At 43.6% G+C, this 16,458-nt stretch carries 16 protein-coding genes; 14 read left to right on the forward strand and 2 right to left on the reverse strand.

Annotation, left to right across the window (positions count from 1 at the left end; all coding sequences use genetic code 11):
- Positions 1 to 27 precede the first annotated feature (27 nt).
- The 8 genes from ACCB35_RS06430 (at position 28) to ACCB35_RS06465 (ending at position 8,927) form a co-directional block, all read left to right on the forward strand.
- Positions 28 to 1,305: an ABC transporter substrate-binding protein gene (locus ACCB35_RS06430; RefSeq protein WP_374056237.1), complete on the forward strand. Its 1,278-nt coding sequence runs from the start codon at positions 28 to 30 to the stop codon at positions 1,303 to 1,305.
- Between the two features lie 140 nt (positions 1,306 to 1,445).
- Entirely contained in the window at positions 1,446 to 3,257 is a 1,812-nt protein-coding gene (locus ACCB35_RS06435; protein WP_374056238.1) for a sensor histidine kinase, read from the forward strand.
- Entirely contained in the window at positions 3,238 to 4,812 is a 1,575-nt protein-coding gene (locus tag ACCB35_RS06440; protein ID WP_374056239.1) for a response regulator, read from the forward strand. Before ACCB35_RS06435 ends, ACCB35_RS06440 begins: the two co-directional genes overlap by 20 nt.
- 15 nt (positions 4,813 to 4,827) lie before the next feature.
- On the forward strand, positions 4,828 to 5,553 hold the full coding sequence (locus tag ACCB35_RS06445; RefSeq protein WP_374056240.1) for a ThuA domain-containing protein: 726 nt from the start codon (positions 4,828 to 4,830) through the stop codon (positions 5,551 to 5,553).
- Positions 5,554 to 5,575: 22 nt separating this feature from the next.
- Complete coding sequence (locus ACCB35_RS06450; protein WP_374056241.1) at positions 5,576 to 6,601, forward strand: Gfo/Idh/MocA family protein; 1,026 nt, start codon at positions 5,576 to 5,578, stop codon at positions 6,599 to 6,601.
- A gap of 17 nt (positions 6,602 to 6,618) precedes the next feature.
- The gene (locus ACCB35_RS06455; protein ID WP_374056242.1) at positions 6,619 to 7,659 is read left to right on the forward strand and encodes a Gfo/Idh/MocA family protein; all 1,041 of its coding nucleotides are present in this window, start codon (positions 6,619 to 6,621) and stop codon (positions 7,657 to 7,659) included.
- Positions 7,660 to 7,671: 12 nt separating this feature from the next.
- Positions 7,672 to 8,640 carry a sugar phosphate isomerase/epimerase family protein gene (locus ACCB35_RS06460; protein ID WP_374056243.1) on the forward strand — a complete coding sequence of 323 codons (969 nt, stop codon included), beginning with the start codon at positions 7,672 to 7,674 and terminating at the stop codon, positions 8,638 to 8,640.
- 122 nt (positions 8,641 to 8,762) lie between these two features.
- Positions 8,763 to 8,927, forward strand: a complete 165-nt coding sequence (locus tag ACCB35_RS06465; protein WP_374056244.1) for a hypothetical protein — start codon at positions 8,763 to 8,765, stop codon at positions 8,925 to 8,927.
- A gap of 90 nt (positions 8,928 to 9,017) precedes the next feature.
- Here the strand turns inward: ACCB35_RS06465 and ACCB35_RS06470 are convergent, their stop codons facing one another.
- Positions 9,018 to 9,689: a B3/4 domain-containing protein gene (locus ACCB35_RS06470; RefSeq protein WP_374056245.1), complete on the reverse strand. Its 672-nt coding sequence runs from the start codon at positions 9,687 to 9,689 to the stop codon at positions 9,018 to 9,020.
- A gap of 120 nt (positions 9,690 to 9,809) precedes the next feature.
- Here ACCB35_RS06470 and queG point away from each other — a divergent pair, with 120 nt between their 5' ends.
- The 4 genes from queG to nfsA all read left to right on the forward strand — a co-directional run bounded on the left by queG (position 9,810) and on the right by nfsA (position 13,287).
- Entirely contained in the window at positions 9,810 to 10,943 is a 1,134-nt protein-coding gene (gene queG / locus ACCB35_RS06475) for a tRNA epoxyqueuosine(34) reductase QueG (RefSeq protein WP_374056246.1), read from the forward strand.
- Between the two features lie 94 nt (positions 10,944 to 11,037).
- A complete protein-coding gene (locus ACCB35_RS06480; RefSeq protein ID WP_374056970.1) occupies positions 11,038 to 11,910 on the forward strand; it encodes an amidase domain-containing protein in 873 nt (290 codons plus the stop codon).
- 66 nt (positions 11,911 to 11,976) lie between these two features.
- Complete coding sequence (gene trmL / locus ACCB35_RS06485; protein WP_044337902.1) at positions 11,977 to 12,450, forward strand: tRNA (uridine(34)/cytosine(34)/5-carboxymethylaminomethyluridine(34)-2'-O)-methyltransferase TrmL; 474 nt, start codon at positions 11,977 to 11,979, stop codon at positions 12,448 to 12,450.
- Between the two features lie 87 nt (positions 12,451 to 12,537).
- Positions 12,538 to 13,287, forward strand: a complete 750-nt coding sequence (gene nfsA / locus ACCB35_RS06490; RefSeq protein WP_374056247.1) for an oxygen-insensitive NADPH nitroreductase — start codon at positions 12,538 to 12,540, stop codon at positions 13,285 to 13,287.
- 65 nt (positions 13,288 to 13,352) lie between these two features.
- On the opposite strand, the gene ACCB35_RS06495 is transcribed toward nfsA, so the two are convergent.
- Positions 13,353 to 14,258: a LysR family transcriptional regulator gene (locus ACCB35_RS06495; RefSeq protein ID WP_374056248.1), complete on the reverse strand. Its 906-nt coding sequence runs from the start codon at positions 14,256 to 14,258 to the stop codon at positions 13,353 to 13,355.
- Between the two features lie 96 nt (positions 14,259 to 14,354).
- On the opposite strand from ACCB35_RS06495, the gene ACCB35_RS06500 reads away from it, so the two are divergent.
- Positions 14,355 to 15,026 (forward strand): ankyrin repeat domain-containing protein, encoded by a 672-nt coding sequence (locus ACCB35_RS06500; protein ID WP_374056249.1) that lies wholly within the window; start codon positions 14,355 to 14,357, stop codon positions 15,024 to 15,026.
- Positions 15,023 to 16,312, forward strand: coding sequence for a purine/pyrimidine permease (locus ACCB35_RS06505; RefSeq protein WP_374056250.1), 1,290 nt, complete (start codon positions 15,023 to 15,025; stop codon positions 16,310 to 16,312). The genes ACCB35_RS06500 and ACCB35_RS06505 overlap by 4 nt, the downstream gene beginning before the upstream one ends.
- Positions 16,313 to 16,458 lie beyond the last annotated feature (146 nt).

Below are 16,458 nucleotides of genomic sequence, written 5' to 3' on the forward strand. Positions count from 1 at the left end.
TTTTATATCAGGGAGGTCAATCCATTTATGAAACGTATACTTTTACTTTGTATGTCTTTGGTTTTAGTTTTTGGAATTATTGCCGGCTGTTCTTCTAAAGACACTACAAGCAAATCAGGCGGAGAGTCTGGATCAGGTGACGATGTAGTAACTCTTAATTTCTTCCAGTTCAAGGTTGAAATTGCTGATCAGCTTCAAGAAATGATCAAGGAGTTCGAAGCTGAGCATCCAAACATTAAGATTAAGCTTGAAACAGTAGGTGGAGGTGCTGATTACGGTGCCGCTTTAAAAGCGAAATTTGCTTCTGGTGAAGAGCCGGACATTTTCAACAACGGTGGTTTTAAAGAGTTAGAGCTTTGGAAAGAGAAATTAGCGGATCTTTCCGGTGAGCCATGGGTTGAGCATGTTCTTCCAATCGGTAAAGTTCCGATGACGGATGAAGACGGTAAGCTTTATGGTATGCCGGTTAACCTTGAAGGCTATGGATTTGTATACAATAAAGATTTATTTGAAGAAGCAGGTATCACTGAGCCGCCAGCAACAATTGATGAGTTAAAAGACGCTGCGAAGAAGCTTGAAGCGAAGAAAATCACACCATTCTCAGCGGGTTACGGCGAGTGGTGGGTAATTGGTCAACATTTACTTAACATTCCGTTTGCTCAGCAGGAAGATCCGGATGCGTTCATCGCGGGACTTTATGATGGTTCTGAGAAAATCGTAGGAAATGAAAAGTTCAAGCAATTCAAAGAAGTGTTAGATACTGAACTTAAGTATGCAAATGATAACCCATTAACGACGGATTACAATACACAAGTAACGCTTTTCGCTTCTGGTGAAACTGCGATGCTGCAACAAGGGAACTGGACTGAGAACATGATCACTGAGATCAATCCTGAGATCAACATGGGCTTCCTGCCAATTTCTATCAGCAATGATGATAGTGCTGATCGCCTTCCTGTAGGTGTACCGAATAACTGGGTATTAAACAAGAACTCAGAGCATCTTGAAGAAGCGAAAACTTTCTTGGAGTGGATGGTTTCATCTGAAACCGGTAAGCGTTATATCACGGAAGAGTTTGCGTTCATCCCGGCATTCGATAACATCGAGCCGAATGGTCTTGGTGACTTAGGTCAGTCCATCCTTGACTACTCTAAAGAAGAGAAGACGATTCCTTGGACTTGGTTCAAATGGCCGGATGGAGCAAATAAGGAATTCGCTGCAACGATCCAGGAATATGCTGCGGGCAAAATTGATTACGATACTGTACTTGAGCGATTCCAGCAAACATGGGATAACTTGAAGTAAATGAAATAATAGAAAGCATGTCTACCCGGCATGCTTTCTATTTTATAAGTTTAATAGGAATATTTCGAAAAAACACTTCCAAGAGCGGGGAAAAACACTTTATACTAGTGTATAAGTGAGACCTGGGAGGTCCGTCCCTCATGTTAAAGACCAGCATTCGGAATAAGTTGATTGTGTTGTTGATGATTACGACGATTGTGCCGTTCGGCAGTTCGATTATTATTACATATTTGTATACGAAGGATTCCATAGAGGAGCAGGTGGTGGAGGAGAGCAGCAATCTTCTTTATCAGGGAAAGGTGAATCTGGAGAGCTATATCAATGAGCTCAACGGGTTAACTCTATCACTCTATAATAATCCTGATTTTATTAATTTCATGAGATCACCCGGCCAAGAGAATAATTACTTGACGATCGGCATTGTAAAGAATGTTGTGCAAACGATTCTCTACACGGGTGATACCATTAACGGGGTACGTATTTCCTTCGCAGATGGTGACCGGGTCATTTCGGCAACAAAGCGCTCTACTGTCGTATTTTCCAGTAAGGTAAGGGATTCTCAATGGGAATCCTTCAGAAATGCAGAGCGCAGCCCTTATAACATGTATATTGAACCCACACATAGTCAGGAAGAAAAGAATATTAACCGTTCGAAGGATATTGTCACGATTCACCGGGCATTCCGAAACGTTCCCGGTGATGAGGTGCTTGCGTATATTTCACTGGAGGTCTCGCCTGACAAAATCATAGATTTGAGTAGAAACCTGTATAACTCTAAGTCAGAGGAATTTTATCTTCTTTCTTCGGAAGGGGAAATGATTTATAGCTCGGACCGGGATGTGTCGGACGATGGCAACAACCAGAAGTGGATTAAGAGGATAATGGAATCAAAGGATGTATCAGGGACCCTCGAGTGGAAGGAGGACTCCTTCAACGGGGTTATGATGTACGACCAGCTACCAGCTTCGGCCGGCGGTTGGCTGTTAGTGAAGCGGGTTCCTTACGTAAATCTTTATGAAAGTGCATTTAGTGTCGCGAAGATTAATATCCTGTTTGGAGTTCTTGGGCTATCCCTTGTGGTGCTTGCGACACTATTTGTTTCTTTTAAAATTACTTCACCCATACGGATTCTGCTTCAAAATATCCAACAGGTTGAAAAAGGGAATATGAAGGTGCAGCCTGAATCGTTCGGTTCCGATGAAATCGGGATCCTTGGCTTCAGGTTTCAGCAGATGATCGAGCGGATCAATCATTTGATCAACCGTGAGTACAAGCTCGAACTTGAAAACAAGACGAATCAATTAAAGGTCCTCCAGTCTCAAATCAATCCGCATTTTCTCTATAATGCCCTGCAATCCATTGGAACGCTTGCTTTAAAGAACAAGGTTCCGCAAATCTACTCCCTGATCACCCACCTTTCCAAAATTATGAGGTACGGGATGAATATGGAGGAGGATGTGGTTCCGTTAAGTAAGGAAATCAATTACACGAACGCCTACCTTCTTTTACAAAAAGAACGTTTTGGTGAAAATCTGGATTACAGTGTAGAGGTAGAAGATGAGGTGATGGAGATCCCAGTACCGAAGATGATCCTTCAGCCTCTCATTGAAAACTACTTCAAGCACGGATTCGATATCCGGGACGGGGTAGGGCGTATATGGCTATCTTGCTTTCAGGATGAGGAAGAGTTGGTGATGATTGTCCGTGATAATGGTGTTGGCGTAACGGAAAGCAGACTTCTTGATATAGGGGACCATTTTAAAGCAGATGCATGGAATAAAACAGGGGATGAGACCAATATCGGGCTGAAGAATGTTTACGTTCGCTTAAAGCTCTACTATGATCACCTGGCCACTTTACAGCTTGAAAATCATGATGAGGGAGGCTTTATGGTCACCATGAGACTGCCAATAAGAATGGAGGGTGAAGCAAATGAAAGCAATCATCATTGACGACGAAAAGCATGTGCGTGAGGGGTTACTTTTATTAGCGGAATGGGACAAGCATGGGATCCAAACCATTCTGGAGGCAGAAGATGGGGACGAAGCCATCGAATTGATCACAGAGCACCGGCCGGAAATCATTTTCACTGATATGAGGATGCCGAAGCGGGATGGCATCAATCTTTTGAAATGGCTTCATGCCTCTGACCTTAAAAGCAAAACCATCGTTGTAAGCGGGTATGATGATTTCGAGTATATGAGAAACGCGATCTTTTATAAAAGCTTTGATTATATTCTGAAGCCGATTGAACCGGATGTGTTAAATGAAACGCTGGATAAAGCGGTAAAAGAGTGGAATGACCAGGCTCGATCAAGAAAATCCCAAGTCGAGGAAAATCGAGTGATGAATGAGGTAAAGCCCCTTTATTGGGATCGGTTATTCACAAGTCTCTGTGCGAAGGAGAGTATTACCACAGAAATGGTAGAAAAGGTTGAACAGGAGTTTGGGATTGCTATTACAAAGCTTGCAAAGACCGTTGCCCTCATCCCCATCAAACCGATCGTGGAGAAGCTCTTTCAAGGAGACCGGGACCTTGCCTTCTTTACCCTTATCAATATTTGCAATGAATTGCTGCGAAAGCAAAATGATGGGGTTTGCTTCCGTAATGGGAACAAAGAGGAAGAGCTTGTGATTCTCTTCTGGAACGATAAAAATGTGACGTATCTGTTAGAGGAAATCTACTCATTGATCTATCAATATAGTAAACTCTTTACGATCATTGCACTTGGACAGAAGTCTAAGAAAGTAAACGAAGCGTATGAATCTGCTTTACAGGTTTATCTTAAGCATTCCCTGCTTGATCAAAAGAAAATCGTCACCCATAAAGATGTCAATAGACAGCCCCTTCTGCATTTGTTGGATCACTCCAATGAATTGAAATGGGCAATCCGTTCAGGGAGCCGGGAGCAGGTTCAGTCCCAGTTGGACAGGATATTTTCACAGCTGGGAACAGGTCATGCACTCTCACTGGAGCAGCTCCAGGTATGGGAAAATCAATTTGAGTTATTACGTAATAATTGGTTGAAAGAGTATGAGATTCAGCATCAAGCACAATTTTATAGAGGCCTGGATTATTGGAATGAAGACGGCTCGTTTTCGTTCAGGAAATTTAAAGAGGAAAAGGCAAAAGAGTTCAGTGAATTAATTCAAACCCTCTCAAAGGCAAAGTACCAGCGGGAAAAGAACAATATGCAGCATATTGAAGAATATCTTCAGCAGCATTATCAAGAGGAAATCAATCTTCAAGACATTGCCGATCGCTTTTACCTAAGCAGGGAATATATCTCACGTAAGTTCAAACAGGATTATGGATCTACCATCACGGATTACGTTACGAACATCCGGATGGAAAAGGCAAAGAAACTGCTTGAAAATCCTTATTTGAAAATCTATGAAGTTGCCTATGGTGTAGGGTATGGGAATGAGAAATATTTCAGCAAAGTATTTAAGAAGCACGTCGGTATGACACCAAATGAATACCGGCACTTACAATCAAACACATAACTTGGAGGTTTTACAATGTTGAACGTTACAGTATGGAATGAAAATCGTCATGAACAGAAGAATCCGAAAGTGAGAGAGGTGTATCCTGAAGGAATTCATGGTGCCATTGCCTCCTTCCTGGGAGAAGCATCATTCAATGTGAAAACGGCTACATTAGACGAAAATGAGCATGGATTGACGGAAGATGTGTTGGATGGTACAGACGTATTGGTGTGGTGGGGACATATCGCCCATGATGAAGTGTCTGATGAAGTGGTTGAAAGAGTGAGGCAGCGTGTCCTTGACGGAATGGGCTTAATCGTCCTTCATTCAGGCCATTTCTCTAAAATCTTCAAAACATTGATGGGCACTTCATGTGATTTAAAATGGCGGGAAGCTGATGAGAAAGAACGCATCTGGATTGTCGATCCAAGCCATCCGATTACAGCCGGTTTAGGGGAATACTTCGAACTGGAAAAGGAAGAAATGTATGGGGAGCATTTTGACATCCCAGCCCCTGATCAGCTTGTGATGGTGAGCTGGTTCGAAGGTGGGGAAGTGTTCAGGAGCGGGTGTACGTATCAGCGTGGTAACGGGAGAGTATTCTACTTCCGTCCGGGGCATGAAACGTATCCGACCTATTACAATGAAGACGTTCAGAAGGTCATCATCAATGCAGTGAAATGGGCATCACCTGTAGATCATGCGAGACCGGTATACGGAAACGCACAGCCGTTAGAAGAAATCAAAGGATCTAACTAAAGAACAAGAGGAGGAAAAAATCATGAGTAAATTAAAAATCGGGGTTATCGGGTGTGGAAGCATCGCCCAGCATCGTCATCTGCCGGAATATGCAAACAATGAAAACGTTGAAGTGGTAGCAGTGTGTGACATCGTGGAAGAACGGGCATGGAAAATAGCCGATGCATTCGGAGCGAAAGCGTATACCAATTATAAAGAACTACTGGCAAACGCTGAAGTGGAAGCAGTGAGTGTGTGTACACCGAACTACCTGCATGCTCCGATTTCCATTGATGCACTTAACGCGGGTAAGCATGTATTGTGTGAGAAGCCTATGGCCACTTCAAGTGAAGAAGCTCAAGGCATGATCGATGCCGCTGTTAAAAACGGTAAAAAACTGATGATCGCTCATAACCAGCGATTTGTCCCTTCTCATCAAAAAGCGAAGCAGCTGATTGAAAGTGGTGAAGTAGGTAAAATCTACAGCTTCCGTTCTGCATTTGGTCACGGTGGACCTGAAGGCTGGAGTGCTGACGGGAAAGACAGCTGGTTCTTTAAAAAGGATGAAGCGTTCATCGGTGCCATGGGTGACCTTGGTGTACACAAAACCGATCTCCTTCGTTACATCTTAGGGGAAGAATTTGCAGAAGTCGGTGCCTTTGTTGAAACAAGTGCAAAGGAAAATGCAAATGTGGATGATACGGCTGTCTGTGTATTGAAAACCGAAAGCGGTACAATCGGTACCCTTGCAGCAAGCTGGTCTTATGTTTCGAAAGAAGACAACTCTACTATCATTTATGGAGAGAAGGCCATCCTACGTTTAGAGGATGATCCGGTCAACTCACTCATCGTTCAATACTCAAGCGGAGAAGTGGTGAAGTATGAGCTTGGCGGTATTCAGACAAATGACGAGGGCGGTCAGACGAATTCCCGTGTGATCGATCAATTTGTCGACAGCATCCTTCATGATGCAGAGCCACCTGTTCCAGGGGAAGAAGGAAAGAAATCGTTAGAAGTGGTATTATCTGCCCTGGAATCAAGTGAAACAAAACGGATTGTAAAATTGTAATAGAGGTGAATGCAGCAATGACTAAACTTCGGATGGGAGTGATCGGCGTAGGGGGCATTGCCCAAACGCGCCACATCCCTACTTTTATAAAACTTTCAGATTCTGTATCCATTGAAGCGATCAGTGATATCAATCCTGTCACTGCTCAAACCGTGGCAGAAACCTTTAGCATTCCGAACGTGTTCAGTGACTATCGGGACATGTTCGGGCATGTGGATGCTGTGACGATCTGTACTCCGAATAAATTTCATGCGGAAATCACGATTGCAGCGCTCAAAGCCGGGCTCCATGTGTTTTGTGAGAAACCGATGGCCATGACTCCTGAAGAATGTGAAATGATGATCGAAGCTGCGGAACAGTCAGGGAAGGTTCTGGCTATCGCCTATCATTATCGTTTCATGAAGGATTCACGTGCGGCAAAGCGTGTCATCCTGGAAGATGAAATCGGTGAACCAATGGTGGCCAGGGCAAGAGCGATCCGTCGCCGCAAAGTTCCTGGCTGGGGAGTATTTACCAATAAGGAGCTTCAAGGTGGTGGCAGCCTGATCGACTACGGGTGTCACTTTCTGGATCTATCCCTATGGCTCCTTGGGAACCCTGCACCTCTCGAAGTAACAGGGACGACCTATAACAAGCTTAGTAGAATGCCAGATCAAGTGAATCTGTGGGGAGACTTTGATAAAGAGAAATTTGAAGTCGACGACCATGTCACGGCTTATATCAAGTTCGATAACGGTGCTTCCATGCTCTTCGAAACGTCTTGGTCTGCAAACGTCAAGAGCGATGAAGAAAGCATGAGCATTTCAGGCGAAACGGGGGGAATCGATCTATTCCCGTTCCAAATGAACCAAATGAAACATGGCATGCTTTTGAATGGTGAAGCGGATTGGGTTCCCGGTGAAGATGATCCTAGTCTTCCACAAGCCCGGAACTTTATCAACAGCTGTCTCGGTTTAGAGGAGCTGGTTGTGAAGCCCCAGGAAGCCATGCAAGTGTCTCAAATCATTGATGCCATTTACAAAAGCAGTGAAACCGGACAAAGCATCCGATTGAAATAGGAGGAAGCACAAATGAAACTAGGTGTATTTACTGTATTATTTTCACAGAAGAATCTTGACGAAATGCTGGATTATGTAAAAGAAGCCGGACTTCACGCAGTTGAAATCGGCACGGGAGGATATCCTGGAAATGCTCACTGTGACCTGGACGCTCTTTTAGAAAGTGAAGAAAAGAGAAACGAATACTTAGAAAAAGTAACTTCGAGAGGACTTCAAATCAGTGCCTTCAGCTGTCACGGAAATCCGATCTCGCCAGATGCAGCTTTTGCGGAAGAATCCCATGTGGCACTTCAGAAAACGATCAAGCTTGCCGGTCTGATGAACGTACCTGTCGTGAATTGTTTCTCAGGAACGGCAGGCGACCATGAAGGAGCAAAGCACCCGAACTGGCCTGTATCCCCTTGGCCGAATGAATATGGGGATATCCTTAAATGGCAATGGGAAGAAAAGTTGATTCCATATTGGAAAGAGATGGGTCAGCTTGCAGAGGATCATAATGTTAAGATCGGTCTTGAACTGCATGGAGGTTTCCTTGTCCATACTCCATATACGTTGTTGAAGCTTCGTGAAGAAACATGTGACGCGATCGGTGCGAATCTGGATCCCAGTCACCTTTGGTGGCAAGGAATCGATCCGGTTGCCGCGATTAAAATCCTGGGTAAAGAGAATGCGATTCACCATTTCCATGCGAAAGATACGTATATCGACCAGGATAACGTCAACATGTACGGTCTGACGGATATGCAGCCCTACGGCAGCATCCAGACAAGAGCTTGGTCATTCCGCTCAGTGGGCTGTGGGCACAGCTTGCAGGAATGGTCCGATATGATGAGTGCGCTGCGCACATTCGGATACGATTATGTCGTAAGCATCGAGCACGAGGATCCGATCATGTCGATTGAAGAAGGCTTCGGACGTGCCGTGAAGAACCTAAAGGCGATTCTGATTGAAGAACAGCCGTCGGATATGTGGTGGGTGTAGATTGGTAGAAAGGGAGTCCATTGGGCTCTCTTTTTTTGTGGGGTACTGGCGCGATATTGATAGTCTCACATATGTAGTGTTTAATTTACAGTTAATGTAAATCGGCTGGATTATTTGTAAAAATGGCCGGATTTTCACAAGAAATGGCCGGATTAATCGTGATTTCGGCTGGATTGTCGGGAAAAACGGCTGGATTATCGTGGATTTCCGCCGGATTGAATCGCGGCTACAGTCGAAATCGGGCTGGACATGCCACTTTGTCTATGGAATATGCTTTAGAACTTTAAGATCGGCTGAGATTTCTGAAGATCAGCAATGGATTATCGTTCAATCTCCATAAAAAAACAAGACCCCAACCAGGGACCTTGCACAAATTTCTACCCACACACCACTTCAAACGATCCTTCTCCACCATGGATACCGATGAACATATCCATCAACGATTTCGTCAGTTTCCCGCTTTCTTCAATAGATAGGGAAGGCTTCAGAAAGATGATTTGAACGGCATTTTTGGTTCCCTCACCGACGGGGGCCCGGTCTGAGTCGACGAATGGACTTCCGAAAGGTCCGTCCCCGTCACATGCGACAATCAGGTTTTCAAGGGAATTTTCCCGCCCGTTGAGCCCTATGTAGGTTTGTCCTGTTTCCCCCACTTTTAACTCGATTCCATCCCCCTTGAGACCTGAACAGTCGTAGATGCCGATGGGCACTTCGTATTGAAGGGAGAAGAAGTTGTTCAGATCGATGGCTGAATTTATGGTACTCAGGTAGTTCTGTTTTTTAACACGGCGAAAGAGGGCTTCGGCTGAATGACGGTAGCGATTCGGATCTTTTCCTGTTTTCTTGAAGATATCCCTCCACGCCGCGATCCCTTCCAGTTCTGTCACATTTTTATCATGAAGATCAAAGAAGATGGATTCCTGGAATAGCTGAAGTCTGCCTTTCAGCATTTGAGGAGAAGCTCCGACTTCGATATGATGGTATTGAATGAATCCCACTTTAAAATCAGGGATTTTGGACGTTATGGATGAATCGATCGTGATTTCCACTTATTTTCCCTCCACATTTGTTTTAAAATAGTTTATCATAATACACATTGCTATTTCACGTAAGCTTATTTATAAGCGCTTATAAAATATATCATCAGAATCTGAAAGGAGGAAAGGGCAATGGATATGGATCGATTAAAGCAGGATATTATTGCGTACAGCAAGGAAATCGGCATTGATAAGATTGGCTTTACAACGGCGGATACGTTTTCCGAAATGAAAAACAGACTCCTGCGCCAGGAAATGCTCGGGTATCAATCCGGGTTCGAGGAAAAGGACATAGAAAAACGGGTTGATCCTTCTTTGATATTCGATAAACCCAAATCGATCATCGCCATTGCTCTCGCCTATCCTTCCAAGATGAAGGACGCTCCACAAAGCAAACGGGGAGAGAGACGGGGGATATTCTGCCGGGCATCATGGGGGACGGATTATCACCATGTGCTCCGGGATCGTCTTTCAAAGCTGGAAGAATATATCGTATCAAGAGTTCCTCAGGCACGTTTCAAATCGATGGTGGATACGGGTGAACTCGTTGACCGTGCCGTGGCAGAGCGTGCCGGGATAGGATGGAGCGGAAAAAACTGTTCGATTATCACACCTGAGTTCGGATCCTATGTATACCTCGGAGAAATGGTGACGAACCTTCCGTTTGCCCCTGATACACCGATGGAAGACCAATGCGGCACATGCAATAAATGCGTGGAGGTCTGTCCAACGGGAGCCCTCATCGAAGGCGGTCAGCTGGATGCTCAGAAATGCATTGCCTTTTTGACCCAAACAAAGGGGTTTCTTGCGGATGAGTACCGGGTAAAGCTTGGGAACCGCCTTTATGGATGTGACACCTGCCAAACGGTATGTCCTGAAAATAAAGGAATGGACTTTCACTTCCATGAAGAGATGGAGCCTGATCCAGAGATTGCGAAGCCGCTATTAAAACCGCTGTTAACGATCAGTAACCGTGAGTTTAAAGAAAAGTACGGTCATGTATCCGGTTCATGGAGAGGAAAGAAGCCGATTCAGCGAAACGCGATCATCGCACTCGCCCATTATAAGGATACAACCGCCATTAAGGATCTCGTTGATGTGATGGAAAAAGATGTGCGGCCGGTCATACGGGGTACCTCTGCCTGGGCCCTGGGCAAAATAGGCGGGGGAGAAGCGCAACAGGCACTACTGAAACAACAGTCAGTGGAAACAGATGACAATGTACTAAACGAAATTCAAAAGGGTCTAAACCTTATAATCAAATAGTCCAAAAGGATAAGCTCAATTCACCTGAGTTTATCCTTTTTTGTTTTGAACAGTCCTCTCCCCGCATAACAATTAGGGAGGAGGGAAGACAATGATCAGAAAGCTGTTAATGGAAAATGTCCAACATGTGATTGATGAATACACATCCCGCAGTCAGTCAGACTATCACAGTGACAAAGTGAGAAGAAAGAAGGAATCTTGTCTTCAGCGGAATGCGGAGATTGTGAAGGTGGATGCAGCAGGGAAAATCCGAGGCATGACACCTCAGCGTAATGAAACACAAAACATTCTATACGATGTTCACTATAAATATCTTATTAAGCAGGGTGATCTTCTTTATTTGGAAGAAGAAGTAGAGAAGAGGTGTGCAACTTTTTATAAGGATAAAATCTATGAAGACAGAGAGATTCCGATTCACTATGAAGAAATTGAACATGAAGATAGCTTCTCCCTCCACGAGAATGAGGCAAGAGTGAACTACCATTATGATCGTCTGAGTGCGGTGCGGTATGCTGAACGATGGTGGAACAGCTATAACCCTGCGTATAAGAAATTTGAGAATGATTGCACGAATTATATTTCTCAATGCCTCCATGCCGGGGATGCCCCCATGCGTGGATATCCGGCCAAGGGGAAGGGCTGGTGGATGAGAAATCAGAACTGGAGCTATAGCTGGACGGTGGCGAATTCCATGAGATGGTATATCCCTAACTCGACGGTGGGGTTAAGGGGTAGACAGGTGAATGATGCTAAAGAGTTAAAGCTCGGAGATGTCATTTGCTATGACTTCGAAGGGGATGGGCGCTTTGACCATACAACGATCGTAACGGGTAAAGATGCTGCAGGGGAGCCTCTGGTGAATGCCCATACGTTCAATAGTAGAATGCGATATTGGAAGTATGAGGACTCGACTGCTTATACACCAAATATCAAATATAGATTTTTTACAATAGTAGATGACCGCTAAGTCTTGTTCTGTGGGGAGGAAATGGTATAATGTCACTTAGAGTTTTATGAATGAGGTGACAGTAACATGGGAGTACATGTTGTATTATATCAACCAGAGATCCCTGCCAACACAGGGAATATTGCGAGAACGTGTGCAGCAACGGATACCACTCTGCACTTGATCCGTCCGCTCGGATTCTCTACAGATGATAAAATGTTAAAGCGGGCCGGCCTTGATTATTGGCAGTTTGTAAACATTGTATACTATGATTCGCTTGAAGAGTTTTTCGAGAAAAACGATGGCGGTGAATTCTTCTATTTAACAAAATACGGAAAGATCCCTCACACTGACTTTGATTACAGTGTGGAAGAGAAGGATTACTTCTTTATTTTTGGAAGGGAAACATCCGGATTGCCGGATGACATCATCCAAAATAACTTAGATCGAGCCCTGCGGATTCCAATGAACGAAAACGTCCGTTCATTGAACCTCTCCAATACAGCGGCAATTTTGATTTATGAAGCATTAAGGCAAAGAAATTATCCGGGTCTTTTATAAAAAACGAGGAATGAGGATCATATGATTTTCATTCCTTTTTTTATTTGGATTATACTAAGGGAAAGAATGTGAAGGAGAGAGTACATAATGAACGAAACCATTGAAACGATTCTTAAGCATCGGTCCATTCGTCATTTCAAGAATGAGCCTTTAACAGAGGAGCAAATCCGAAAAATTGTCTCGAGTGCCCAGGCTGCGAGTACGTCGAGTTATATTCAAGCATATACCATCATCGGTGTGAAGGATCCTGCTAAAAAGAAGAAGCTTTCAGAGCTTGCCGGTCCACAATCATATGTAGAAGAAAATGGTCATTTCTTTGTATTCTGTGCCGATTTGTACCGCCACGAAAAAATAGGTGAATGGGAAAATGCAGATGTCATTCCAACACTTGAAAGCACGGAGAAATTCATGGTGGCTTTGATTGACGCTTCCCTAGCGGCTCAAAATGCGTCCATTGCCGCTGAATCCATGGGATTGGGCATTTGCTATATTGGTGGGATCCGGAATGATCTGGAATCAGTGAGTGAACTGCTGGAGCTTCCTGATCGCGTCATTCCTTTATTCGGGCTGGCTGTCGGTTTCCCTGAAGGAAGTTCTGATATGAAGCCAAGGTTGCCGATGGAAGCCATTTACCATGAGGATTCATACAAACGTGAGGAAGGGGACATGAAAGAGGGACTCGACCGTTATGACGAAACCATTTCTTCCTATTATCATGCACGAACGGCCGGCAAACGTTCGGATCGATGGACCGAGCAAATGGCCAACATGCTGTCAGGAAAGAAACGCATGTATATGAAGGAATTTGTGGAGAAGAAAGGATTTAATAAAAGGTAGAAACCGTGTTCAGATAAATTATCATAGAATAAGCCCGAAAGGCTCAAATCCTTTTCGGGCTTTTTTCAATCCATCTCCGGAAACTCGACTTTAAAATGTTCTGTGACTAACCGGATGAACTCCCTTGTTGTCTTAGGCAGATAGAAGTCTTTTTTCCATACGATCCCGTAGCTTGCGTTGTTCATGTTCTCGATTTCCAACAGTTGAACATCTTTATGCTTAAATACTTGCAGAGCACTATGGGGAACGATGGAGGAAGCGAATCCCTGTTCTACAAGGTTGGCAAGGAGGACGGTATCCGAACATTCTGCCTTTATATAAGGCGTCAACCCTATTGATATAAATGACTGGACGATCATTTCGTACAAGCCCAAACTTTGTGTACTGGGAAGGATCAATGGCTTTTGAACAATTTCTTCTAATGTAATCTTGTCATGACTTGACGTCGGAACATTTGTGATGTAGTAAAATGGCTCATCTTGAAGGCTCACCTTCGCTATATTGTCTGCTGAAAAAGGCAGTCGGATCAGAGCAGCATCAATCTCGCGTAATTCTAAAAGATGAATGAGCTGTGAGGATTCGTTTTGATGAATGTTATAGGTGATGTTCGGGAAGTTCTTTTCATACTTTGTTAAAATATGTGGCAAATCACTATCAGATAATGTATTTACACCAATCCTCAGCTTGCCTTTTTCTCCTGAACCAATTTCTTTTACTTCTGCTTCTGCAGCCTCCATTAGCTTGAGCATTTGATAAGCATGCTGGTATAGGGCTTTACCAGCCTCAGTTATCACCAGTTTTCTTCCCCTCCGGTAAAACAAGCTCACACCGAGATCCCTTTCCATCGTGCGAAGCTGCTGACTTAGGGGTGGCTGAGACATATGCAGTCGGTTTGCTGCAGCAAGTATAGTTTTCTCTTCTACAATCGTCATGAAGTAGCGCAGTTGTTTAAGGTCCAGAATGGAAATCACCTCTCTTATACAAAAAATATATAATAATACAATTTAATAGATATTATTCATATAAATCAAGCCGTGATACCCTAAAAGTTGTTAGGGGGAGTGAAAATGAAGAAAATGCTCATTGCTATCTTTATCAGTTCTCTAGCAGGATGTTCGTTAAATGCACAAGAGGAGGAAAAAGAAGTGATTTTCACCTATATAAAAGAAGGATATATTGAAGAGGTAGAAACGTTAATTGATGAAGGAGCCGATATTAATCAACAGGATGCCCTTGGTAGAACGCCTGTGATGCTGGCGACGTATCAAAATAATCCGGATATGGTCCGTTTGCTTATTGATAATGGAGCCGATATTCATTTAAAGGATGAATTAAAAAACAATCCCTTCCTTTATGCTGGTGCAGAAGGAATGAATGACATCCTTCTTCTCACGATCGAAGCGGGAGCAGATCCTGCTTTACTGAATCGATATGGCGGAACCGCTCTCATTCCAGCTGCGGAAAAAGGCCACGGTGAGACCGTCAAACTTTTACTGGATAAAACAAACGTCGATATCAATCATGTAAATGATCTTGGCTGGACTGCCTTGATGGAGGCCATCGTATTGAGTGATGGTGGAGAGGTGCATCAAGAGATTATTGCCACATTAATCGAGCATGGTGCAGATGTAACGATTCCTGATCGGGAAGGGAAATCACCAATTGAGCATGCCAGGGAAAGAGGTTTTGTTGAAATTGAGAAGATGCTCATTAAAGCAGGAGCCGTTAAAGGATCATGAAATACAAAGGGCAGAGCGTAGGAATCGCCCTACAAAGCATTCAATGGCTCATGTTTTTAATCGGAACGTCGATTGCTCTTCCGGTTGTAATTGGTAGCGTGTTTGGATTAAGTGAGACCGAGATATCAGGGTTAATGCAAAGAACACTTTTCCTGGTTGCTCTCGGCTCGATACTTCAGAAAGTGATTGGACATTCCCTTCCGATAATTGAAGGACCGGCTGGATCCTGGGTAAGTGTGTTTGTTATTTTGGCAGCCTTTTCCGAGCGAAATGGTCTTTCGGTTGAAGAATCACTATCACTTGGTATGGGCTCACTTGCTTTAGCAGGTTGTATACTGATCCTCATGGGAGTAGTGAAAAATAAATCATTTTACCAAAGAGTATTTCCACCATTGGTTTCAGGTGTATTTTTGTTTCTTCTAGCGATTCAGCTTAGTGGCATCTTTTTTAATGGAATGATCGTGCAGGAAGAAGGAAACATTGACTGGAAACTGACGATGCTTGCCATATTTGTTTTTGTCTTTATTGTGATTCTGTCAATTAAAGCAAAAGGGTGGGGGAGGCAGTTTTCACTCTTGATCGGCATTATTGTCGGCTGGGGTGTGTTTGCCATGTTCGGTGGGGCTACCAACCCTGTTGGACAGAGAAGTCTTAATAGTGTAGCTGTGCCTGAATTATTTTCATGGGGGATGCCTGCAATCAATGGTAGTATCATCATTGCAACTATTCTTTTTTCTTTTACCTTGATCCTAAACAATATTGCAGCTATTGATTCGATGTATGATGTTTACGACGGGGAAAAGATCAATAAGCAAGACAGTATAAGAAGAGGGTTTGTTGTCGGAGGGATCAATCATTGGTTATCGTCCATTTTCTCTGCTCTTGCCATTGTGCCCTTACCGGTTACATCCGGTTTCGTACAAACGACAAAACAAAGAAGCGGTTTGCCATTTCTTATAGCAGCAGGCAGTTTAATACTCATATCCTTTATACCACAAGTGGTGCATGTAGTATCTACTTTGCCCGTAGCCATCGCAAGTGCAGCGTTACTTTCAACAATTGTGAATATGTTTATCATTTCGGTAAAAAAGATAACTTCGATTGAGTTGAAACAAAGGGAATTATCGATCATTGGTATTTCGCTTTTGGCTGGCACGAGTCTCTTCTTTCAATCCCAGGATCTTTTCAAGGACCTTCCGAATTCGCTTCAAATTGTAATGAGTAATGGGTTGATCGTGGGGACGGTTGTAGTGATAGCTCTCAATTTAATATGGCGCAATAACTAAAAAAACTGGCCAAGGCCAGTTTTTTTGTTAATGAATTAGTTAGAGCCGGGTTTATCATTGTATCCAGCAGTGAAAATCGCTACTAAAAACGCTAAAGATACACCTAAAATCATTACAGTACCCATGTTTGGTAACCTCCCAGTTTC

This window comes from Rossellomorea sp. FM04394, assembly GCF_041889765.1.
Classification (GTDB): Bacteria; Bacillota; Bacilli; order Bacillales; family Bacillaceae_B; genus Rossellomorea; species Rossellomorea aquimaris_B.